Origin of the sequence: Sedimenticola hydrogenitrophicus, from assembly GCF_029017505.1 — a bacterium.
Classification (GTDB): Bacteria; Pseudomonadota; Gammaproteobacteria; order Chromatiales; family Chromatiaceae; genus Sedimenticola; species Sedimenticola hydrogenitrophicus_A.
In genome coordinates, this window is sequence record NZ_JAQGEI010000014.1 from 1 (window position 1) to 18856 (window position 18856).

Genomic DNA, 18856 nt, shown 5'->3' on the forward strand with positions numbered 1-18856 from the left:
CAACCGCATGGCAATATAGGTCGCGTTATTGCTCATGAAGCTTTCCTTATGTGGATCAATAATTTGCCACACGCCATCAATAAAGGTAACCGTCCAGTTATGATATTCACGCGACCGAAGAACAGAGTCTTCTTTAACTACAAAACCGGACACCCCTTGTGTTGGTATGCCACTACTTCGATTAAGCGCCGTTAATAGATACATGTATTCAGTGCAATCACCTGATTTGGAGTTGATGGCGTATGCTGCCCCTCGATCATTTTGAACAAACCCTGCATCAGTGAGATTTTGGGTAACCCATTTAAAGTTAGCTTCGGCTGTCTCATATGGATCAGCCCCTTGAAGCTGTTTTGAAAGATTTTTAATTTTTGGTAAATCTAGTTCAATATACTGATCTGCCCTAAGGAAGCGTTTGGTGTCTATGTTTGGCAGTCGATTAGGTGATTCAGACATTCCAAGGCTGACGTTGACAGTGATCGTCTTCGTCCCATATGGCGGTATATCGCTTAGCGTAAACAAAAGGCGCTGATTACCCTGCCCATCGATTTCCAATCGAAAATCATTGGCCGATTGAATATCAAGTATTTTTTGGGTAGAAGTCTGCTTTACTGGCGCATAGGACCAGAAATCTGTTTGCTTGATGTATTTTCCCGACACATTCTTTATCAGGTAGCTGTACCTGATATTACGTTCAATTGGGTAGGCTGGTAACGCATTGGGCTGATTTTCAACAGGCTTCCACCATATCCAGTAAGCAGATACTGTGGCAAATAGAAGCAGGGTAAAAACAGCACTCCATGGCAATCGAAAACTCATTATATTTTACATCCCTGACGAACGAGAGGCCCACGCCTACTCTTTGCTAACTGTAATCCACGGCTAGTCAAATATTGCTTGTATCCAGCCAGCCCACCTTGAAGGAAAAACACCGGGTTTAATTTGTGTATTTCTTCTGTCACGCCAGGTTTCGGCCTCTCTCCGCTATGAGTAACAACAACAATATTCACTGGCACTCTTAAATCATTACCTGTGCTCAAAGACTGGATTCTGGTACGTAATTGCGAAGCGTTTAAATGTAGTGGGAATACGTACTCACTTTGCACAACCCACTTAACCGCTTGAACGTCGGCATCATTTGTCAAAAACAACCACATCTGTCGATTTTGTGAGTACAACAATTCTCGTGGGGAAATTTGATCGCCCAGTAATCCAGGCGCATCAGGATCCGTCACTATCGCTTTACCATTTTCAGCCCAAAGACTAATGCCGCCAATAAGTACTGAAACATCCTTAAATCCACTCTTCTTCAGACGTTGGCAAGTTTTGATGATACTTTCGTAATTTTGCCCATCATTGACGAGTAGTAATCTTTCTGTTGTCAGATAAGATTTTGTTCGTATGGCGTACTCAGGGATATTGATGGAATTGGGGATATGCGAGAGTCGATATAATTGGGATGGGCGAACGTCTACAACCTTGATTTTGTTATCCCATAATGCACGCTGAATACTCGCAAGCCGGACCAGGCAGCGATTTGAGTCATTGCTATCTGGAATATCCCAATAAACAGACGGATGTCCTGGACTATCTACCTCAACCGCATCGTCACTGGCCGGATCGAGAATACATGTGTAGGGCAGCTTGCTTGTTTCCGTTACCCTGGCAGGAGAGTTCTCTATTTCTTCATTAATGTGATTTACCGATGTATCTGTAGCAGTGGCAACACCAGAGATAAAAAATATTATAAATAGCGCCGACTTAAAAGATCCCACTTTGTTCCGTTTTATTATGTATGGCAGCCGCATAAGCCGATGAATATCCCTATCATGTAGTCAGCAATAATCTGGAAATGACGACTTATCAAAGCCTACATTTCGAGTAATAATTCCATATTAGACGAGACACTTTATGCCAACTTGGCCCTAATATACAGTAGCTTGTACTCTTTATTATCTCTAAGGCTTTTAATCCTATACAGCAATCCTTGCAAAAAATATCCCTACCGTCAACACGAGAATAATGGGAAGTAGTTTAGAGGTACTTCTTGAACGTACTCGCGGTCACCGCCACACTCAGCGCAAACAGCATGGCAAACGGCAGTACGACAAATGTCGGATGCAAGCTGAATGGTAAAGCGAGATAGGTGACCCAGGCCAACATGTAGTGGTCAAGTTATTTTGGCTACTACACCATCCGGTTATTCCAAGCAAGACAATCAGCCCACCGGCCAGATCGCTGACGCCGGACGATGGGAAACTTAGGACAATCGCGCGGTTATCAAGAGCCCCCTAGTCATATTTAGCAAATATCCCGCATAAACCCTCGCCCAATATCGGCCGGGGAGTAATCACTAGGTTACATCCCGAGACCTTACGCTTATATGTTCTATATTAGTTCCATAATATCCCTATCCCCTTACAATCGTTGCCTGGGTCATTCACGGATAGCGCTGTGCCTGAGAATCCTCACCACTGGGAACGTGTCATTGCCCTGGCCGACATGAACGCGTTTTTCTGTAGCGTCGAGCAGTTGGATAATCCTGGGTTGGAGGGAAGACCGATCGGGGTGACCAATGGAGAATGGGACTCCTGCATCATCACCAGTTCATACGAGGCCAGGGCCTGGGGTGTACGCACTGGCATGCGTGTTAAAGAGGCCAGGCGATTGGCCCCTGGATTTATCCGAGTGCCTGCCCGACCTGAACGCTATGCTGAAGTTTCGTAACCGTCCGGTGATCACACCTTGTCAGTGATCGCCGGCTTCCAGTTATGGGGCAGCAGTTCATGGATGGCGTTGTTCTTCTGCGTCGGCAGACGCGCCAGCACATCCTTCAGATAAGCATAGGGATCATGTCCATTGAGCTTGGCTGACTGGATCAGTGTCATGACGGCAGCAGCACGCTGGCCACTGCGCAGTGACCCGGCGAACAACCAGTTGGAACGGCCCAGCGCCCAAGGCCGGATCTGGTTCTCCACCCAGTTGTTGTCGATGGGGACAGCCCCGTCGTCCAGATAACGCGTGAGCGCTGCCCAGCGTTTCAGGCTGTAATCCAGGGCTCTGGCGGTGCCCGAGCCATCGGGGACTTTCTGTCGTTGGGCCATTATCCAACGATACAGGCCCTCGGCGATAGGGCGCGCTTGCTCATCCCGTAACTGCTGGCGTTTATCCGGCCCCAGTAATTTCGTCTGTCGCTCCAACTCGTAAAGCTGGCCGATATAGGTCAGTGCCTGCGCTGCCAGTTGGCTCTTGTTGGCCGCATGCAGGTCGAAGAACTTGCGCCGGATAATGGGCCATGCAACCGATTCCGGTGATGCCGTTGCCGAAGCCGGCCTTGTAACCGGCATAGTCATCACAGGAGGACTCTGCCGACACCAACCGTGAAATAATGGACACTGAAAACTGATGAAAACCGGACAATCTAAACTGACAAAAAGCGGTCAAAGTTCGCTGTTGTTGACACTGCTTCCCGCAGCGCGTCGACTAGGGGCTGGAGCTGTACGCCGCAGGCCCCCACCCACTCGGCCAGTGTGGAACGCGGGAGGGTCAGTCCGGCACGGCCGAAGATGCGTTCCTGCCGGTGCAGCGGCAGGTGGTCGGCGTACTCGTCAAAAATGGCGGGCGAAATAATTCGTATGAGCCAAACTGTCAGATTTCCGAAAATTTTCCGGCTTTTTCACAAGTCGACTATTTCCATTATGACATCTGGCATGTTTTATCGGGCTGTTGTCGGGCACTTTTCGGGCTGTTGTCGGGCACTTTTCGGGTTGTTGTCGGGCAGTTGTCGGGCACTTTTCACAGCCCCATCGCCTTTTTTATCGGGCTGTTATCGGGCTATTATCGGGCTATTATCGGGCAGTTATTGGGCTGTTTTCGGGCACTTTTCACGGGCTTTTTTGAATGTGACACAGATTGCCTAAATGTCCGCGAATTATGATGACATCCACTCCTTTTTTGGAGGGTTCTACTAACGATAGTATGCCCTTTTGCCCCCTCTAATATCATTACTGCTCCACTCATTAATTTTTTTTCATTCATTCATGACATGCACCCCCCTATTTGTCATGACCGATTTGGTACTACGCTTTTTTCAGGCACTCATTTCTCCGATTTTTCTCTTTTCGTGTCGTTTTTCCGCCCTTCCTTGCACGATATTGGTGCAATAATAACAGAGTCTACGCGGATTAGTGTGGGTCATTTTTGGTGAATTTCGGCAACGGTGGCAAGAAGGCGGCGATGATTTTCAGCTTCAGATACTCCTCATCGCGATAGCCATAGGCCCGCCGCTGCAGGACACGAATCTTGTTGTTAAGGCCCTCATCTAAACCGAGACTGACCTTGTTGTCAGGATCACAGTAGGAGACGATACCATCCCAATGTCGCTCGATCATGCGCGCAAACTTGCGGTAGGATTCCAGCCGCTGCCACTTGAGGGCGTCCTGCCAGCGCTCGAAGAAGGCCCGCGCCCCGCGTTCGCTGCGGTAGTCCCAAAGCTGGCCGAAGGACTCCTTAAGCAGGTAGGCGGTGTTGAGCCGCTTGTTGGCGGCGAGCAGCTTCTTGAGCGCATGGCGGCCATCCAGGGAGAGGGGACGTTGCGGGTAACGGAGTTGCGAAACGGCTTCCACATGTCCATCACGGCCAGTTCGATGCGGGCGGCCTTTTTCGGCCCCAGGGCAGCGAAAAAGCGATCAAGGTCGGCCTCCTTGCGCCCCTCACCGCCGACCCAGATGGGACGGCCCCGTTCAAGGTCGCTGACGATGACCCGGTAATTGTGGCCTTTGCGGATGGAGATCTCATCGATGCCGATGGCGCGCGGGGCAGGCATGCCGGCACGGGCCACCTGCTGTTGCATGTAGAGCTTGTCGAGATCCTTCACCGTGCCATGGTGCAGGCGCTCCATTTCGGCAACCGCCTTGTTAGGCATGTCGCGGCACAGCTTGCCGACATGCAGGGCAAAGCGCTGGGTATAGCGCGGGTTCTTCGCCAGCCAATCAAGGTGCTCTACATGCACGCCGCCGCACCTCGGACAGTTGACACGCCAGCGCTCGAACTCCAGGTAAATCCGCCAGTCGGCCACCGAGAGATCGCGTATCCGCTGAGTCCGTTTGTCGTAACGGCCGCGGCAACGATGGCCGCAGCCGGAACAGATGCCCGTTTTTTTCGCCGTTCGAGCGTGACAACCCGTGCGTAGCGATCGCCAAAAACGCCACCGAGTGTCGCGCGGGCTACAAAGCCCGGCATCGAAAACAGCTCACGCACCGTGCTGGGAGATTTCATATGACTACCCTGCTACTTGGACGAAACACGTTTCTTGCCACTCACAAAATGAGAAAACACCGTAATTATAGGGCTGAACTGCTATGAAATCCCATTTTGGCACCCACACTAATCCGCGTAGACCCACTTTTTTCAATACGATCTGGTCATAATTTTCGAGAATTTCTTCAGTGGTTCTTGGCTATTAGGTACGACCTAAATAAAAGGAAATATCGAAATGTCAGATCATACATATGCCGTCGGCATCAGATGGGTAAAACTCTCAAGGTATTGTGAACTCACTGGTGACACTAGAGATGCTGTTCATAGTCGGAGGCGCCGGGGAAAGTGGATTGACGGCCGCCAGTGCATCGTAAAAAGCGGGACACTATGGATCAACGTAGAAGCGGTACAACGTTGGATCGAGACAGATAAACCAAACTGATAAATCTCCTGTCAGTGCAACATAACTACAGATAGTCACAACCATGCTTGCGGCGTTTTTCAGCTGTGGTTTCATACCACCTCGGAGGTGATAAATGAAGTCAATACACGTTAAAGAAGGCGCCGCGTGGCTGCTATTGATCGGCGAGTACGCACTGGTTGTCGCGTCCGCGACGGTACTCTATTTATCCTGGGCTTCACCCCAGGCAAAGGAGGTTGTCGAGCCGGCGATTAGGGTCTTTCTGACATGAGCGAGAACGTAATCCGGCTTGAAGTTTTCACGGATCGGTCGTGTGAGAGATGCCGACTTATGTCGCAAATTCTTTCAACCCAGGCCGAGGGTGCAATTTGGAAAATATGCTGGCGTTGCCCAATTCCAACGTGCACCGAAGATGCCTACTTGCGCCTGATCGATCTTCAAAGATTCAGTGGACCTGGAAGGTGCGGTCCTGAAGCGAAATTCTGGGTCGCAAAGTGGCACTGGGAATGACTTTTTTGAAGAAACAGGGGTAGCGAAAATGCGTTGGGTGAAATTGGCGAAGTATCTCGAAATGAGCGGGGACACCAGGAATGCTGTTCACTCGCGACGGAAACGTGGCGAGTGGCTTGATGGTGTTCACTGCCAGGTTCGTGGTCGAGTTCTTTGGGTTTGTGTGGAGGCTGTGGAAAGATGGGTGAAAGGCCAGAAAAACCCCCTCGCGGCGTAACAGTTAGAAAATACGCCTCTGGGAAATCAGTTATTCAGGTCCATTTCAAATTTCGGGGAGCCCAATACCGCGAAGTTTTGCACGGTATGGATCCCGCCAAAAAGAACCACCTGAAAGCCGCCGGAAACCTGAAAGCCGAGATTGACTCGGCGATCAACCGCGGCCGTTTTGTTTATCAAGAATTTTTCCCGAACTCGAAATCCAAAAAAGCAGCCCTCCTCACCAACAAGGGCAGCGACATCACGATCGGGGAAGTCTTCGACGATTTGGTGAAAGTGAAAATCCGGAATCGCGGGAGCGTCAAGGAAAAAAGTTTTTACGAAAAATGCGTGAACATCCTGAAACCCAGGTTCAAGGATCTCAGGATTGCCGACCTGAAACCCTCTCACATAAAAACGTGGATCTATGACCAGGAGACCACCGAGAAGACGATCAGGAGTCGACTCACCCCTCTTCGCGATGCCGTCAAATTTGCCCTCGACGAACAGATCATAGAAAAAGACCCTTTCGTCAACATCGTGATCGAGCGCCTAGTGGCGGACGAGCAAAAAAACACTGGATCAAAAGCCGACCCTTTTTCCCAGAAAGAGATTGGGGCAATAATAGACACCGCCGACGAAATCTACGGCCCGTCAATCCGTAACCTGTTGGAATTCGCATTTTTCAGCGGCCTCCGAACCTCTGAATTATTTGGGCTACAGTGGGATATGGTTGATTTTGAGGCGGGGGTAGTAAAAGTCCACCGGGTAATCGTGGACCGCGTCGAGAAAGAGACGACGAAGACGGAAGCCGGCAAACGCGACGTCATTATGACCGCCAGAGCCCGAAAAGCGCTTCTCGATCAGCAGGCCTATACCAGGCTCGCAGGAAAATACGTTTTCGTTCGACCTGGTGGGCTCGGCCACTTTTTCGACTACGAACATCTCTCGCGGCGTTGGAAGAGAATCTTGAGAACCTGCAATGTCCGCTACCGTGTCCAGTACCAAACGCGCCACACCTACGCCTCCCAAATGCTTTCCGGTGGCGAGAATCCCTTTTTTGTGGCCCAGCAGATGGGGCATGTCGACGTCGAGATGGTTAACAAGCGATACGGGAAATGGATCTCAAATGGAGAAAAAACGGGCCAACACCAATTCACGGCGGAGTTTGCAAAATGAGGCCCGAATTGCACGCCTGTTGCACGCGCCGCCCGGTATATTCTATAACTCTTTGTTTTAATTGGCGATACGTGGAGGTTCAAGTCCTCTCCTCGGCACCATATTGAAAGACCATCACAGACTACCAAAAGTGATGAAAGGCCCTGTTTTTACAGGGCTTTTTTTGCGCCTGCCAGGCGGGCTATCTCGCCGGTTTCAATGGTGACTTGGTGGGTGCCGTAACGGAATGTCTTCTTGTTCTGTCTCATTGGATATCCTTCTGTATTTTCTCGTGTGTATTCTTGAGTCGGTTTGCAAAGCCGGGTTGCCCGCCGTGCGGCCGAGATCCGGCAACCGCGCCGCTATGGCGGCGGCTCGCCGCCCCTGGCCTTTACGATCATCGGTTGCAACCGGTAGCCCTCCCGTTCGGCGATCGCCTGTAACACCTCGATGGATACCTCCGCCGGCGCCTCCACCTCCGCATAGGCCCGCTTGTACAAGACGTAGCATCGGACACCCGGCAGCCGGCTCAGAGCGCCGCGCAGGCGCTCGGCGCAATAGATGCTTTTCAGCCCGTGGACACGGAATTCCCGCCTGATTGTTTGTTCGTGAACCATTCTCCGTTATGCCAGGAACTGCTCCCGCAGGATGCGCTCCTCCAGATGGTGCTCGGGATCGAACAGCAAGGTGATCGGGCTGTCGGCCGCCTCCTGGACCGTGACACGGCGCACGTCGCGCACCTCGTGAAAATCGGCCACCGCGCTTACCGGCCGCTTGTAAGGTTCCAGTACCTCGAACTCGATGCACGCAGCGCGTGGCAGCAAGGCGCCGCGCCAGCGGCGCGGCCGGAAGGGGGATACCGGGGTGAGCGCCAGCACGCCCGCGTCCATCGGCAGGATCGGGCCGTGGGCGGACAGGTTGTAGGCCGTGCTGCCCGCCGGGGTGGCCACCAGTGCGCCGTCGCAGGCCAGCGGATCGAGACGCACCACGCCATCAACCTTGATGCGCAGGGAGGCCGCCTGTCGGCTCTCGCGCAGCAACGACACCTCGTTGATGGCCAGGGCGATGACAATTTCGCCCTCGGCGGTCTCGGCACGCATGCGCAATGGCGTAAGCGTCATCGCCACCGCCTGGCGCAGGCAATCGTCCAGTCCCTCCGCGCGATACTCGTTCATCAGAAACCCGACGGTGCCGAGATTCATGCCGAACACCGGCAGGCGGCGCGGCAAAAACCGGTGCAGGGCGTGCAACAGGAAACCGTCCCCGCCCAGCGCGACGATCACCTCCGCCTCGTCGAGCGGCACGGGCGAATAGCGGTCGGAAAGTTCCGCCAGCGCCCGCTGGGCCGCAACCGTCCGGGCAGCGACGAATGCCGCCTTTTCCGGGTTCAGGGAACTGCTCAGGGTCGGCTTGCTCATGCGCCGTCGTGCAGCCGTTCGCCGTGCTCGCGTGTCTCGCGCAGCGCGATATCGGGCCAGCGTTCGCCGGTGAGCTGCAGGATGGCGTTGGACTCGGCGAGGAACACGGGATTGCCGTCCACGTCCGCCGCCAGCCGCGCCGGATTGCCTTTTTCGAACTCACGCAACGCCTTCCGGTCCGGCGCGCGCACCCAGCGGGCGGCACGGACGTTGACCGGCTCGAACAGGGCGGGCACGCCATACTCGGCCTGCAGCCGGTGGCTGACGATCTCGAACTGCAACTGGCCCACCGCGCCCAGCACCGGCGGCCCACCCTGGGACAGCTGGAACACCTGGATGGCGCCTTCCTCGCCCAACTCCTTGAGCGCGTTGTTGAGCTGCTTGGCCTTCAGCGGATCCTTGAGACGTGCCCGCATGAACAGCTCCGGCGCAAAATAGGGGATGCCCTTGAAGGCGAGCGGTTCGCCCTCGGTGAGGGTATCGCCGATGTGGAATTGGCCATGATTGTGGATGCCGATCACATCCCCTGCCACCGCCTCTTCCAGTACGGTGCGCTCGTTGGCCATGAAGATGAGCGGGTGCGGGATCTTGAACTGGCGCGCTGTGCGCACCTGGGTCACGCGGGTCTCCGGGGTCAGACGACCCGAACAGATGCGCAGGAAGGCGATGCGATCCCGGTGGCGCGGATCCATGTTCGCCTGGATCTTGAACACGAAGCCGCTGAATGCCGGCTCCAGCGCCTCGATCTGACGCACGCCGCCATTGCGCGGCTGCGGTGGCGGCGCCCAGGCGATCACGGACTGCAACAGTTCGCGTACGCCGAAATTGTTGATCGCCGATCCGAAAAACACCGGGCTTTGCTCGCCCCGCAGATACGCCGCGTGCTCGAACGGTTCGCAGGCGCCGCGCACCAGCTCCACCTCGCTGCGCAACGGTACCACTTCCATGGGGTAATGCGCATCCAGCACCGGGTCGTCGATGCCCTTGACCGCCTCCACCTTGGCATGGTGGTGGCCCTCGCCGGGGCGGAAGCGGTGCATCTCGTCGTGCAGCAGGTGGAACACGCCGCGGAACGACTTGCCCATGCCCACCGGCCAGGTGATGGGTGCGCAGCGGATGTTGAGTACGCTCTCGATCTCGTCGAGCAGCTCGACGGGGTCGCGCACCTCGCGATCCAGCTTGTTGATGAAGGTGATGATGGGCGTATTGCGCAGCCGGCACACCTCCAGCAGGCGGATGGTCTGAGCCTCCACACCCTTGGCCGCGTCGATCACCATCAGTGCGGCGTCGACCGCCGTCAGCACGCGGTAGGTGTCCTCGGAGAAGTCCTGGTGGCCCGGCGTATCCAGCAGGTTGATCACGTGGCCCTGATACTCGAACTGCATCACCGAGCTGCTCACCGAGATGCCGCGCTGCTGTTCCACCGCCATCCAGTCCGAGGCAGCGAAACGGCCGGACTTGCGCGCCTTGACCGTGCCGGCCAACTGAATCGCGCCGCCGAACAGCAGTAACTTTTCGGTGAGCGTGGTCTTGCCCGCGTCCGGGTGCGAGATGATGGCGAAGGTGCGTCGCCGGCGGATCTCGCGCGCCAAGGGTTGGTCGGATGTTCTAAAGTTCACCGTCTCTTGCATAAAACTACCAGCAACGGCCTTTCTTGAGCAGGAACAGAAGATGATCAAGGGGGCTCGGCCGGCTGATCAGCGGCCCCTGGCCCTCGTGGCAACCGGCCTGGCGCAGGAACTCGAGCTGATCCAGCCGCACTACGCCTTCGGCGCCGACTCGCAGGCTTTGCTTCTGCGCCGCCAGGCAGATGTCGCGGATGCGCCCGGCGCTGGCCGCGTCGCCCGGGGCCTGTTTCACCAGATCTTCGTCAAGCTTGATCGCCTGGACAGGAACCTCGTTGAGATGGGTGGCCTTGAAATCGGCGCTGGCCACGTGGTCGATGGCGATGGCATGGCCCTTGGCGGCAAGCCGTTGCAGCAGCGGCACCACTGTGCCAGGCGACTTGCTCAAGGCCTCGCACGGAAACTCCAGGCGCAGCTGCTCCGGCTTGAGGCCGCTGCGGGACAGGAACCCCTCGAGCTGCGCGGCCGATGTGTCGTTCGCGCAGGTCGCCGCCGAGATGTTCACCGCCACCGGCAGGGCGGTCACGGCCTCGGTCGCCAGCCGGTCCATCGCTACGACGACCTGTTCGAGCACGGCATGGTCAAGCAACCAGTTCGCTTCGGCTTGCTGCGCGGCCCGCAGCACGTCGGCGGCGGTGAGCTGTTGGCCAATGCCGCCGTTCCAGCGCACCCGCGCCTCGATGGCGGTGATCGCGCCGCTGTCCAGATCGACGATGGGCTGGAAATGAGCCTCGATTTGTTGGTGACGGATGGCCTGTTCAAAATCAATTATTTGCATGGATAGGTCGTCTGCTCCTTCGGTTGGATAGTGTTGAATGAAAAATCGGCGGCCGCCCTTCCGTTTGGCGCGGTACATGGCCTGATCGGCACAGTGCAGCAGGTCGCTGGCCGTCTCATGGCCTTTGGGACCGAGGGAAGCACCGATGCTCACCGAGAGCCTGTGCTGCTGACCCGACACACTGAACGGCACATCGAAGAGCGCCAGCAGGCCGCGGCAAAGGGACTCGGCCTGCGGCAGCGGATCTGTCTGCGGGGGGATCAGCACGGCGAACTCGTCGCCGCCAAGCCGGGCGACATCCACGCCGCCTTCGGCCTCGTGGGCCAGCGCGCGCAATCGTTTGCTGAAATCGCCCAACAGCCTGTCGCCCGCCTTGTGGCCGTGGCTGTCGTTGACGGCCTTGAAGCCGTCCAGATCGAGAAACAGCACCGCCAGTCGCGAGCCGGCATCCCGGCAACGATAGAGGGCGTTGGCGACGCGTTCGCGAAACGCCTCGCGGTTCAGCAGCCCGGTGAGCGTGTCATGGTGGACCATCCGCTCCAGCTGCTCCGCATAGTTCCGATGGTGCGAAACATCCGATAACAACAGCAGCCAGCTAGCATCTTCGGGTAGCTGCTCGGGCAAGGGACTGACGGAAGCGAGCAGCGCCAGCCTTGTCCCATCCTGCTTCTGGCCCTCTACTTCCCCCTGCCAAAAGCCGTTGCGGGTCAGTTCGGGGCGCGCCCGGTTCATCAGATTGGTCCCGGCGGGAAGAAAAGGCACCGGCGACGGTGTCAAACCGCTCAGGTCGTAGCCGGTAATGCGGGTGAAAGCCGGATTGGTCCACAGGATGTGGCCAGCATCGTCGAGGATCGCTGCCGCCTCGCCCAGGCTGTCCAGCAGGGTCAGGGCATCGCCGCCACCGGCTGGCCCGGTCAGCGCGAACGCGAGGCAGGCCACGCCCTCTGGCCGGCCAGCACTCGCCAGGGGCAAGGCCGCCATCATCACCGCGAAGGGTTGCAGGTTGTGTGGGTGGCGGCCGTGAAAGATGAAGGCCCGGGTCTCACCGGAGCAGGCGCGGCGCAGGTTGTGCAGGGTCTCTTCCAGCGCATGGGGCGAGGCCAGGCGCAGCAGGGCCTGCCCCCTGGCGGTACAGACATCGAGACCGAACAGCGAAGCGAAGACGGGATTGGCGTGCTGAATGACGCACTGCAGATCGCACAAGGCAAGGCCCACCGCCGGGTTTTCCAGCAGCGCATGCCATGTATCATCCATAGTGGTATCGGGCCGGTCCGCGTGCATCCGTCATTTGGGCAGCCGGCCGGCGCACCAAACGTCTGGCTGCGTGGCCGGCTGTTCGTGCCGGTACGGGGAGGGATAGAGAACGCACACCCCTGCCTACGGCGCGATACAACCGACATCGCGTAGCGGGAAAGACGTGCCCTTATTCAACCGGCCTGGGCAAAAGCGTGGCCGGGAAGCGTGAGACCGTATTTACCGACGAAGACGTCGGGGTCCGGAACGGCGGGCGCCACTCCTGGTCAATGAATGCGGCGAAGGCTATCATAGATACTGAGTTTGGGCCAAGCATTCAGAGTTCATTGATTAACAACATGCCGGATATCGATCATTTTCGTGATAAACTCCTCGCCGCCCGTGATGCTATCCAGGGCCTGGCGGATGCCCGCAAAGCCTCCACCGCCACCGTGGTGCTGGATCAGACCAGCGTCGGCCGTCTCTCGCGGATGGATGCCCTGCAGCAGCAGGCCATGGCGCAGAACACCCGCCAGCGGGCGGAACAGGAACTGCGCCGCATCGAGACGGCGCTGCACCGCTGCGACGACGGCAGCTACGGCTACTGCACCGACTGCGATGAACCTATCAACCCGCGCCGCCTGGAGTTCGACCCGGCGGCCACCCTGTGCATCGTCTGCGCTGAAATGCACGGCAGATAAGCAGTAAACCCACCAAACACACAAGGTCTCAGGGGGCCAAACTACTGGTCCCACTATTTTAATTCAGAGTAAGAAGTGTGGATTCGTTTTTTGATAAATGTCAGAATATTTAATTACTCCAGATTTTCGAACTAAAAGAGCTCTCTTGAAAATGACGCAATACAAACAATCGATCACCCCGCCATAGCGCTTTCCCCGGCGCATCCAGTCGCATCACCTTGCATTCGCCATTCCTCCATACCCGTCCGCTACGCCGGGCAGGGTCGTTTTGTTCAATAGGAAAGTAGTATGGTTCATTCACTCCGTGCCCAGTGGTTCGGCAACATTCGCGCCGACCTGCTCGCCGGCATCGTCGTCGCACTGGCCCTCATCCCCGAGGCGATCGCCTTCTCGGTGATCGCCGGGGTCGACCCCAAAGTGGGCCTGTACGCATCATTCTGCATCGCGGTGGTCATCGCCTTCGTCGGCGGACGGCCCGGCATGATCTCCGCCGCCACCGGCGCCATGGCGCTGCTGATGGTGACGCTGGTCAAGGATCACGGGCTGCAATACCTGCTGGCCGCCACGCTGCTCACCGGTGTGCTGCAAATTCTGGCGGGTTATCTCAAGCTGGGTTCGCTGATGCGTTTCGTGTCGCGCTCGGTGGTCACCGGCTTCGTCAATGCGCTGGCGATCCTCATCCTCATGGCGCAGTTGCCAGAGCTTACCGGCGTGACCTGGCAGGTCTACGCAATGACCGCCGGCGGCCTGGCGATCATTTACCTCTTTCCCTATCTCACCAAGGCGGTGCCATCGCCGCTGGTCACCATCGTGGTGCTGACGGCCATCGCCATGTTCCTGCATTTGGATATCCGCACCGTGGGCGACATGGGCGAGCTGCCGGACACCCTGCCGGTGTTCCTCTGGCCCGAGGTGCCGCTGAATTTCGAAACCCTGACGATTATCTTGCCTTATTCGGTGTCGCTGGCGATGGTGGGCCTGCTGGAGTCGTTGATGACGGCAACCATCATCGACGACCTGACCGATTCGGACAGCGACAAGAACCGCGAGTGTAAAGGCCAGGGCGTGGCCAATATCGCCTCCGGCCTGCTGGGCGGCATGGCGGGCTGCGCCATGATCGGCCAGTCGGTGATTAACGTGAAATCCGGCGGGCGTACCCGTCTCTCGGCGCTGGCCGCCGGCGTCTTCCTGCTCATCATGGTGGTATTCCTTGGCGAGTGGGTGGCGCGCATCCCCATGTCGGCACTGGTGGCGGTGATGATCATGGTGGCCATTGGCACCTTCAGCTGGGGATCCTTGCGCAACTTGAAAATACACCCGAAAAGCTCCAGCCTGGTGATGATCACCACCGTGGTGGTGGTGGTCGCCACCCACAACCTGGCCTGGGGCGTGTTCGTCGGCGTACTGCTGGCGGCGATGTTCTTCGCCAACAAGGTAGCCCAGTACAAGTACGTCACCTCGCAACTGAACGAAACGGGTACTGTGCGTTCCTATCTGGTGGTCGGTCAGGTATTCTTTGCCTCGGCGGACAAGTTCCTGGAGTTTTTCGATTTCAAGGAAGCGCTGGACAAGGTCGTTATCGACCTGACCCAGGCGCACTTTTGGGATATCACCGCCGTGGCGGCGTTGGACAAAGTAGTCCTCAAATTCCGCCGAGAGGGCACCGAGGTTGAACTCATCGGGCTCAACGAGGCCAGCGCCACCATCGTGGATAAATTCGCCGTGCACGACAAGCCGGACGCGGTGGAAAAATTAATGGGTCACTGACCGGAAAGGAATTACCATGACCAAGACCAATGTAATCGCCTGTATTGACGGCACCAAGGTCTCCACCGCCGTCAGTGACTACGCCGCCTGGGCCAGTCTGCAACTGGCCGCGCCGCTTATTCTGCTGCACGTACTCGATAAGTCAGCCTACCCGGTGAAGGGCAACCTCAGTGGGAACATCGGATTGGGCAGCCGCGAGGCCCTGCTGCAAGAACTGGCGGAGCTGGATGAAAAGCGCGGCAGGCTTGCATTGGAACAGGGGCGTGTCATGTTGGAAACCGCGCGACAGCAAGCACTGGCCGATGGGGTCAGCGAGCCTGTCGTGCATCAGCGTCATGGCGATCTGCTCGATTCCCTGTTATCTATCGAGCAGGACACTCGACTGTTGGTATTGGGCAAACATGACGAGAACCTGGGTGCGCACGTGGGCAGCCGGCTCGAAACCCTGGTCCGCAGTCTGCATCGGCCCATGCTGGTCTGTCCGGCGGCTTACAAGAGGCCCGAGCAGGTCATGATCGCATTCGACGGTAGTAAAACGGCCCACAAGTCAGTGGACATGGTCGCCGGCAGCCCGCTGTTCCGCGGTATGCCGTGCCATGTGGTGATGGTCGGCACCGATGCTGCCGCGCACCGAGAGCAACTGGACTGGGCCCGGCAGACCCTGGAAGCATCCGGCTTTGACGTCAGCACCACGCTACGGGAAGGCGATGTCGAGGCTACACTGTGCGATTACCGTCGCGAACACGCCATCGACATCCTCGTCATGGGTGCCTACGGCCATTCGGTCATCCGCCGCTTCCTGGTCGGCAGCACCACCACGGCCATGATACGCAACGCTCAGATACCCGTATTGTTGCTCCGTTGAATCATCCGCAACCAGACATTTTCTCTTTACGTCGGCAATGCCGCCGTAAAGCCTGACCTTTCACAGGGCGCTCCGCGTTACTACAAACGCAGCGCCAAATGTGCTATTTTTCCTAACCTGACAGTCCGTATTGTCAGCTTGGCGGTAATTGTAATCCGCCACCCTGCCCTCACCCGCGATTCGGGTTCGGGCCGGTCATTCCAGAGCGCACAGTGCGTTGCCGAACAAGCCGGTTTTCGGCTCGGGATGCAGTGAGCCGCCGCGGATGCACTGGTCGACACCCAGTTTGCCACCGATGCGGATCCCGATCCTCGTTATTTCAAAGGCCGCGCCTGCCGCCCTTATGTGTGCCTGGATGCCCCTGGCCGGAATGCCGGGTGCGACCAACCGGCAAACAGGTCGACGACTAAACGACAAGTGAAGATTAGTGTGTTCCAAAATTAAACAGATGCCGGCACAGGAAGCAAAGCGGCTTGGCGCGCTGATCCAGGCCTATGTGCACGCGCGCTGGGTTGGGTCCGGCGATACAGCGGCGGCCCAGCTGGAAACAAGCCTGGAACCCGGGCTCAGGGACCGCATAGACGTCCTCGGCCTGGATGGTGAACGGCTGCTGGACCTGAGCGCAGAGGCGGTGCTGGCCGAACTCGAAAAACTCGAACGGGCGGCGACCCGGGAAGACGCGCGCGTCGCAGCCGCGGCGGACCGGGTTCGCGCCCGGGAGGTAAATCGTCATGACGCAACGAACCCTGCACGGCGTGACCCTGGAATGCGTCCGGGGCGACATCGCCAACCAACCGAACATGGACGCCGTCGTCAACGCGGCCAACGCTGAGCTGCGCATCGGCGGCGGCGTAGCGGGCGCCCTGCACCGGGCCGCGGGCCCTGGGCTGGAGGCGGAATGCCGCCCACTGGCACCCATCCGCCCGGGCGAGGCTGTCATCACCGGCGCCCACGACCTGCCGAACCGCTACGTGATCCACTGCCTGGGACCGGTCTTTGGGCGGGACGAGCCGGCGGACGCGCTGCTGGCGGCCTGTTACCGCAACGCCCTGGACCTGGCGGAGGCCAAGGAGATCGCATCCCTCGCCTTTTCCTCCATTTCCACCGGGGCGTTCGGCTACCCGATGGAGGCGGCGGCGCATATCGCCTTTGCCGCGCTCCGGAAGGCGTTGCCCCGGCTCTCCCATGTGCGGCACATACGTTTCGTATTGCATGACGAGCCCAGCCGCCGGTTGCACGAAAGGGTGCTGGACGGGCTGGGCGCGGGTCCGGCCAACCCATCAGAAGGAGACAAGACATGACGGCAAAACAGGTCGAATTCAGTGAACGGGCGCGCGAACGCCTGCTGGCCGGGGTCACCAGGCTGGCCGACGCGGTGAAGGTCACCCTCGGTCCGCGCGGGCGTAACGTGGTGCTGGAGCGCGCCTTCGGCGCGCCCACCGTCACCAAGGATGGCGTCTCGGTGGCCAGGGAGATCGAGTTCGAGGACCGCTTCGAGAACATGGGCGCGCAGGTACTGAAGAATATCGCGGTCGCCACGGCCGACGCTGCCGGGGACGGCACGACCACCGCCACCGTGCTGGCCCATGCGATCCTGCGCGAGGGCCGCAAGATGGTGGCCATCGGCGCCAACCCCATGGACCTCAAGCGCGGTATCGACCAGGCCGTGGCCGCCGCGGTGGACGCGCTGAAGACGCTCTCCCGACCCTGCACCGACAGCCAGGCCATCGCCCAGGTGGGCACCATCTCCGCCAACGGCGACACGACCATCGGCCGGATCATCGCCGAGGCCATGGAGCGGGTCGGCAAGGCGGGCGTGATCACCGTCGAGGAAGGCTCCGGCCTGGAAGACGCGCTGGGCGTGGTCGAGGGCATGCAGTTCAACCGTGGCTATCTGTCCCCCTATTTCGTCACCGACCAGCAGGCCATGACCACCGAGCTGGATGAGGCGCTGATCCTGCTGCACGACAAGAAGATCGCCAATATTCGCGACCTGTTGCCGGTGCTGGAGGAAACGGCCAAATCCGGAAAACCGCTGCTGATCGTCGCCGAGGACGTCGAGGGTGAGGCCCTGGCCACCCTGGTGGTCAACAACATGCGGGGCATCGTCAAGGTGTGCGCGGTCAAGGCCCCCGATTTCGGCGACCGCCGCAAGGCCTGGCTTGCGGATATCGCCGTACTGACCGGCGGCACGGTCATCTCCGGGGAGGTGGGCCTGTCGCTGGAAAAGGCCACCCGGGACGAGCTGGGCTCTGCGCGCAAGGTTCGGATCACGAAGGATGACACCACCCTGATCGACGGCGCCGGGCAGGCGGATGCCATTACGGTGAGGATCGATGAGCTCCGCGCCCGGATCGCGGAGGCCGGCTCCGACTACGACAAGGAGAAGCTGCAGGAGCGTGTGGCCAAACTCTCCGGCGGCGTGGCCGTCATCAAGGTGGGCGCCGTCACCGAGGTGGAGATGAAGGAGAAGAAGGCGCGCGTCGAGGACGCCCTGCACGCCACCCGCGCGGCGGTCGAGGAAGGCATCGTGCCGGGCGGCGGCGTGGCCCTGGTCCGCGCCCTGGAGGCCACGCGGGATCTGAAGGGCGGCAACCACGACCAGGACATCGGCATCGGGATCGCGCAGCGCGCCATGGAGGAACCGCTGCGCCAGATCGTGGCCAACGCCGGCATGGAGTCCTCGGTGGTGTTGAACAAGGTGCGCGAAGGCCAGGGCGATTTCGGCTACAACGCCGCCACCGGCGAGTACGGCGACATGATCGCCCTGGGCATCCTGGACCCGACCAAGGTAACCCGCACCGCCCTGCAAAATGCCGCCTCCGCCGCCGGCCTGATGATCACCACCGAGGCCATGGTGGCCGAGGCGCCCGTGGAGACAACGACGGCGCCGGAGATGAATGAGATGGGGATGATGTAGCGTCGCCCT

Annotated in this window: 17 protein-coding genes and 2 pseudogenes; 8 read left to right on the top strand and 11 right to left on the bottom strand. The window is 58.4% G+C overall.

What is annotated here, in order from left to right; translation table 11 throughout:
• From O9K64_RS10285 to O9K64_RS10295, 3 genes are all read right to left on the bottom strand, one after another.
• The coding region (locus O9K64_RS10285; protein WP_275097980.1) for a transglutaminase-like domain-containing protein at window positions 1–816 on the bottom strand (816 nt) is incomplete at its 3' end.
• Complete coding sequence (locus tag O9K64_RS10290) at window positions 816–1772, bottom strand: rhodanese-like domain-containing protein (protein WP_275097981.1); 957 nt, start codon at window positions 1770–1772, stop codon at window positions 816–818. The genes O9K64_RS10285 and O9K64_RS10290, both read right to left, overlap by 1 nt.
• Before the next feature lie 259 nt (window positions 1773–2031).
• On the bottom strand, window positions 2032–2160 hold the full coding sequence (locus O9K64_RS10295) for a DUF4400 domain-containing protein (RefSeq protein ID WP_275097982.1): 129 nt from the start codon (window positions 2158–2160) through the stop codon (window positions 2032–2034).
• Between the two features lie 339 nt (window positions 2161–2499).
• Here O9K64_RS10295 and O9K64_RS10300 point away from each other — a divergent pair, with 339 nt between their 5' ends.
• Window positions 2500–2724 carry a hypothetical protein gene (locus O9K64_RS10300; protein ID WP_275098117.1) on the top strand — a complete coding sequence of 75 codons (225 nt, stop codon included), beginning with the start codon at window positions 2500–2502 and terminating at the stop codon, window positions 2722–2724.
• 11 nt (window positions 2725–2735) lie between these two features.
• On the opposite strand, the pseudogene tnpC reads toward O9K64_RS10300, so the two are convergent.
• Window positions 2736–3604, bottom strand: a pseudogene (gene tnpC, locus O9K64_RS10305) (IS66 family transposase); the annotation flags it as partial.
• Between tnpC and O9K64_RS10310 the strand changes: the two are divergent.
• Window positions 3590–3934, top strand: coding sequence for a hypothetical protein (locus O9K64_RS10310; protein WP_275097983.1), 345 nt, complete (start codon window positions 3590–3592; stop codon window positions 3932–3934). The pseudogene tnpC and the gene O9K64_RS10310 sit on opposite strands and share 15 nt — an antisense overlap.
• Window positions 3935–4181: 247 nt before the next feature.
• Here O9K64_RS10310 and O9K64_RS10315 read toward each other — a convergent pair whose 3' ends face one another.
• Both O9K64_RS10315 and O9K64_RS23780 read right to left on the bottom strand, forming a co-directional pair.
• Window positions 4182–4622: a transposase gene (locus tag O9K64_RS10315; RefSeq protein WP_275097984.1), complete on the bottom strand. Its 441-nt coding sequence runs from the start codon at window positions 4620–4622 to the stop codon at window positions 4182–4184.
• Between the two features lie 17 nt (window positions 4623–4639).
• A pseudogene (locus O9K64_RS23780) lies at window positions 4640–5074 on the bottom strand (helix-turn-helix domain-containing protein); the annotation flags it as partial.
• Between the two features lie 1293 nt (window positions 5075–6367).
• On the opposite strand from O9K64_RS23780, the gene O9K64_RS10325 reads away from it, so the two are divergent.
• On the top strand, window positions 6368–7561 hold the full coding sequence (locus O9K64_RS10325; protein WP_275097985.1) for a site-specific integrase: 1194 nt from the start codon (window positions 6368–6370) through the stop codon (window positions 7559–7561).
• Window positions 7562–7902: 341 nt separating this feature from the next.
• Here the strand turns inward: O9K64_RS10325 and O9K64_RS10330 are convergent, their stop codons facing one another.
• The 4 genes from O9K64_RS10330 to O9K64_RS10345 are packed head-to-tail and all read right to left on the bottom strand — an operon-like array spanning window position 7903 to window position 12615.
• Window positions 7903–8157 (bottom strand): hypothetical protein, encoded by a 255-nt coding sequence (locus O9K64_RS10330; protein WP_275097986.1) that lies wholly within the window; start codon window positions 8155–8157, stop codon window positions 7903–7905.
• A gap of 6 nt (window positions 8158–8163) precedes the next feature.
• Window positions 8164–8958 (bottom strand): NAD kinase, encoded by a 795-nt coding sequence (locus O9K64_RS10335; protein WP_275097987.1) that lies wholly within the window; start codon window positions 8956–8958, stop codon window positions 8164–8166.
• Window positions 8955–10577: a peptide chain release factor 3 gene (locus O9K64_RS10340; protein ID WP_275097988.1), complete on the bottom strand. Its 1623-nt coding sequence runs from the start codon at window positions 10575–10577 to the stop codon at window positions 8955–8957. Before O9K64_RS10340 ends, O9K64_RS10335 begins: the two co-directional genes overlap by 4 nt.
• 16 nt (window positions 10578–10593) lie before the next feature.
• Entirely contained in the window at window positions 10594–12615 is a 2022-nt protein-coding gene (locus O9K64_RS10345; RefSeq protein ID WP_275097989.1) for a putative bifunctional diguanylate cyclase/phosphodiesterase, read from the bottom strand.
• A gap of 338 nt (window positions 12616–12953) precedes the next feature.
• Here O9K64_RS10345 and O9K64_RS10350 point away from each other — a divergent pair, with 338 nt between their 5' ends.
• From O9K64_RS10350 to O9K64_RS10360, 3 genes are all read left to right on the top strand, one after another.
• Window positions 12954–13295: a TraR/DksA family transcriptional regulator gene (locus O9K64_RS10350; RefSeq protein ID WP_260291630.1), complete on the top strand. Its 342-nt coding sequence runs from the start codon at window positions 12954–12956 to the stop codon at window positions 13293–13295.
• Window positions 13296–13583: 288 nt separating this feature from the next.
• Window positions 13584–15062 carry a SulP family inorganic anion transporter gene (locus tag O9K64_RS10355; protein ID WP_275097990.1) on the top strand — a complete coding sequence of 493 codons (1479 nt, stop codon included), beginning with the start codon at window positions 13584–13586 and terminating at the stop codon, window positions 15060–15062.
• Window positions 15063–15078: 16 nt separating this feature from the next.
• The gene (locus O9K64_RS10360; RefSeq protein ID WP_275097991.1) at window positions 15079–15927 is read left to right on the top strand and encodes a universal stress protein; all 849 of its coding nucleotides are present in this window, start codon (window positions 15079–15081) and stop codon (window positions 15925–15927) included.
• Between the two features lie 424 nt (window positions 15928–16351).
• Here the strand turns inward: O9K64_RS10360 and O9K64_RS10365 are convergent, their stop codons facing one another.
• A complete protein-coding gene (locus O9K64_RS10365) occupies window positions 16352–16660 on the bottom strand; it encodes a hypothetical protein (protein WP_275097992.1) in 309 nt (102 codons plus the stop codon).
• Here O9K64_RS10365 and O9K64_RS10370 point away from each other — a divergent pair.
• Both O9K64_RS10370 and groL read left to right on the top strand, forming a co-directional pair.
• On the top strand, window positions 16659–17228 hold the full coding sequence (locus O9K64_RS10370) for a macro domain-containing protein (protein WP_275097993.1): 570 nt from the start codon (window positions 16659–16661) through the stop codon (window positions 17226–17228). The two genes, O9K64_RS10365 and O9K64_RS10370, sit on opposite strands and share 2 nt — an antisense overlap.
• Window positions 17225–18847 (top strand): chaperonin GroEL, encoded by a 1623-nt coding sequence (groL, locus tag O9K64_RS10375; RefSeq protein WP_275097994.1) that lies wholly within the window; start codon window positions 17225–17227, stop codon window positions 18845–18847. Before O9K64_RS10370 ends, groL begins: the two co-directional genes overlap by 4 nt.
• Window positions 18848–18856: the final 9 nt, after the last annotated feature.

What these genes read in the sequence shown, in the direction of transcription:
- O9K64_RS10345 (WP_275097989.1), bottom strand. Translation starts at nt 12,615, where the DNA reads ATGGATGATACATGGCATGCGCTGCTGGAAAACCCGGCGGTGGGCCTT.
- O9K64_RS10365 (WP_275097992.1), bottom strand. Translation starts at nt 16,660, where the DNA reads ATGACGATTTACCTCCCGGGCGCGAACCCGGTCCGCCGCGGCTGCGAC.
- O9K64_RS10325 (WP_275097985.1), top strand. Translation starts at nt 6,368, where the DNA reads ATGGGTGAAAGGCCAGAAAAACCCCCTCGCGGCGTAACAGTTAGAAAA.
- O9K64_RS10300 (WP_275098117.1), top strand. Translation starts at nt 2,500, where the DNA reads ATGAACGCGTTTTTCTGTAGCGTCGAGCAGTTGGATAATCCTGGGTTG.
- O9K64_RS10370 (WP_275097993.1), top strand. Translation starts at nt 16,659, where the DNA reads ATGACGCAACGAACCCTGCACGGCGTGACCCTGGAATGCGTCCGGGGC.
- O9K64_RS10330 (WP_275097986.1), bottom strand. Translation starts at nt 8,157, where the DNA reads ATGGTTCACGAACAAACAATCAGGCGGGAATTCCGTGTCCACGGGCTG.
- O9K64_RS10355 (WP_275097990.1), top strand. Translation starts at nt 13,584, where the DNA reads ATGGTTCATTCACTCCGTGCCCAGTGGTTCGGCAACATTCGCGCCGAC.
- groL (WP_275097994.1), top strand. Translation starts at nt 17,225, where the DNA reads ATGACGGCAAAACAGGTCGAATTCAGTGAACGGGCGCGCGAACGCCTG.
- O9K64_RS10360 (WP_275097991.1), top strand. Translation starts at nt 15,079, where the DNA reads ATGACCAAGACCAATGTAATCGCCTGTATTGACGGCACCAAGGTCTCC.
- O9K64_RS10295 (WP_275097982.1), bottom strand. Translation starts at nt 2,160, where the DNA reads ATGTTGGCCTGGGTCACCTATCTCGCTTTACCATTCAGCTTGCATCCG.
- O9K64_RS10335 (WP_275097987.1), bottom strand. Translation starts at nt 8,958, where the DNA reads ATGAGCAAGCCGACCCTGAGCAGTTCCCTGAACCCGGAAAAGGCGGCA.
- O9K64_RS10350 (WP_260291630.1), top strand. Translation starts at nt 12,954, where the DNA reads ATGCCGGATATCGATCATTTTCGTGATAAACTCCTCGCCGCCCGTGAT.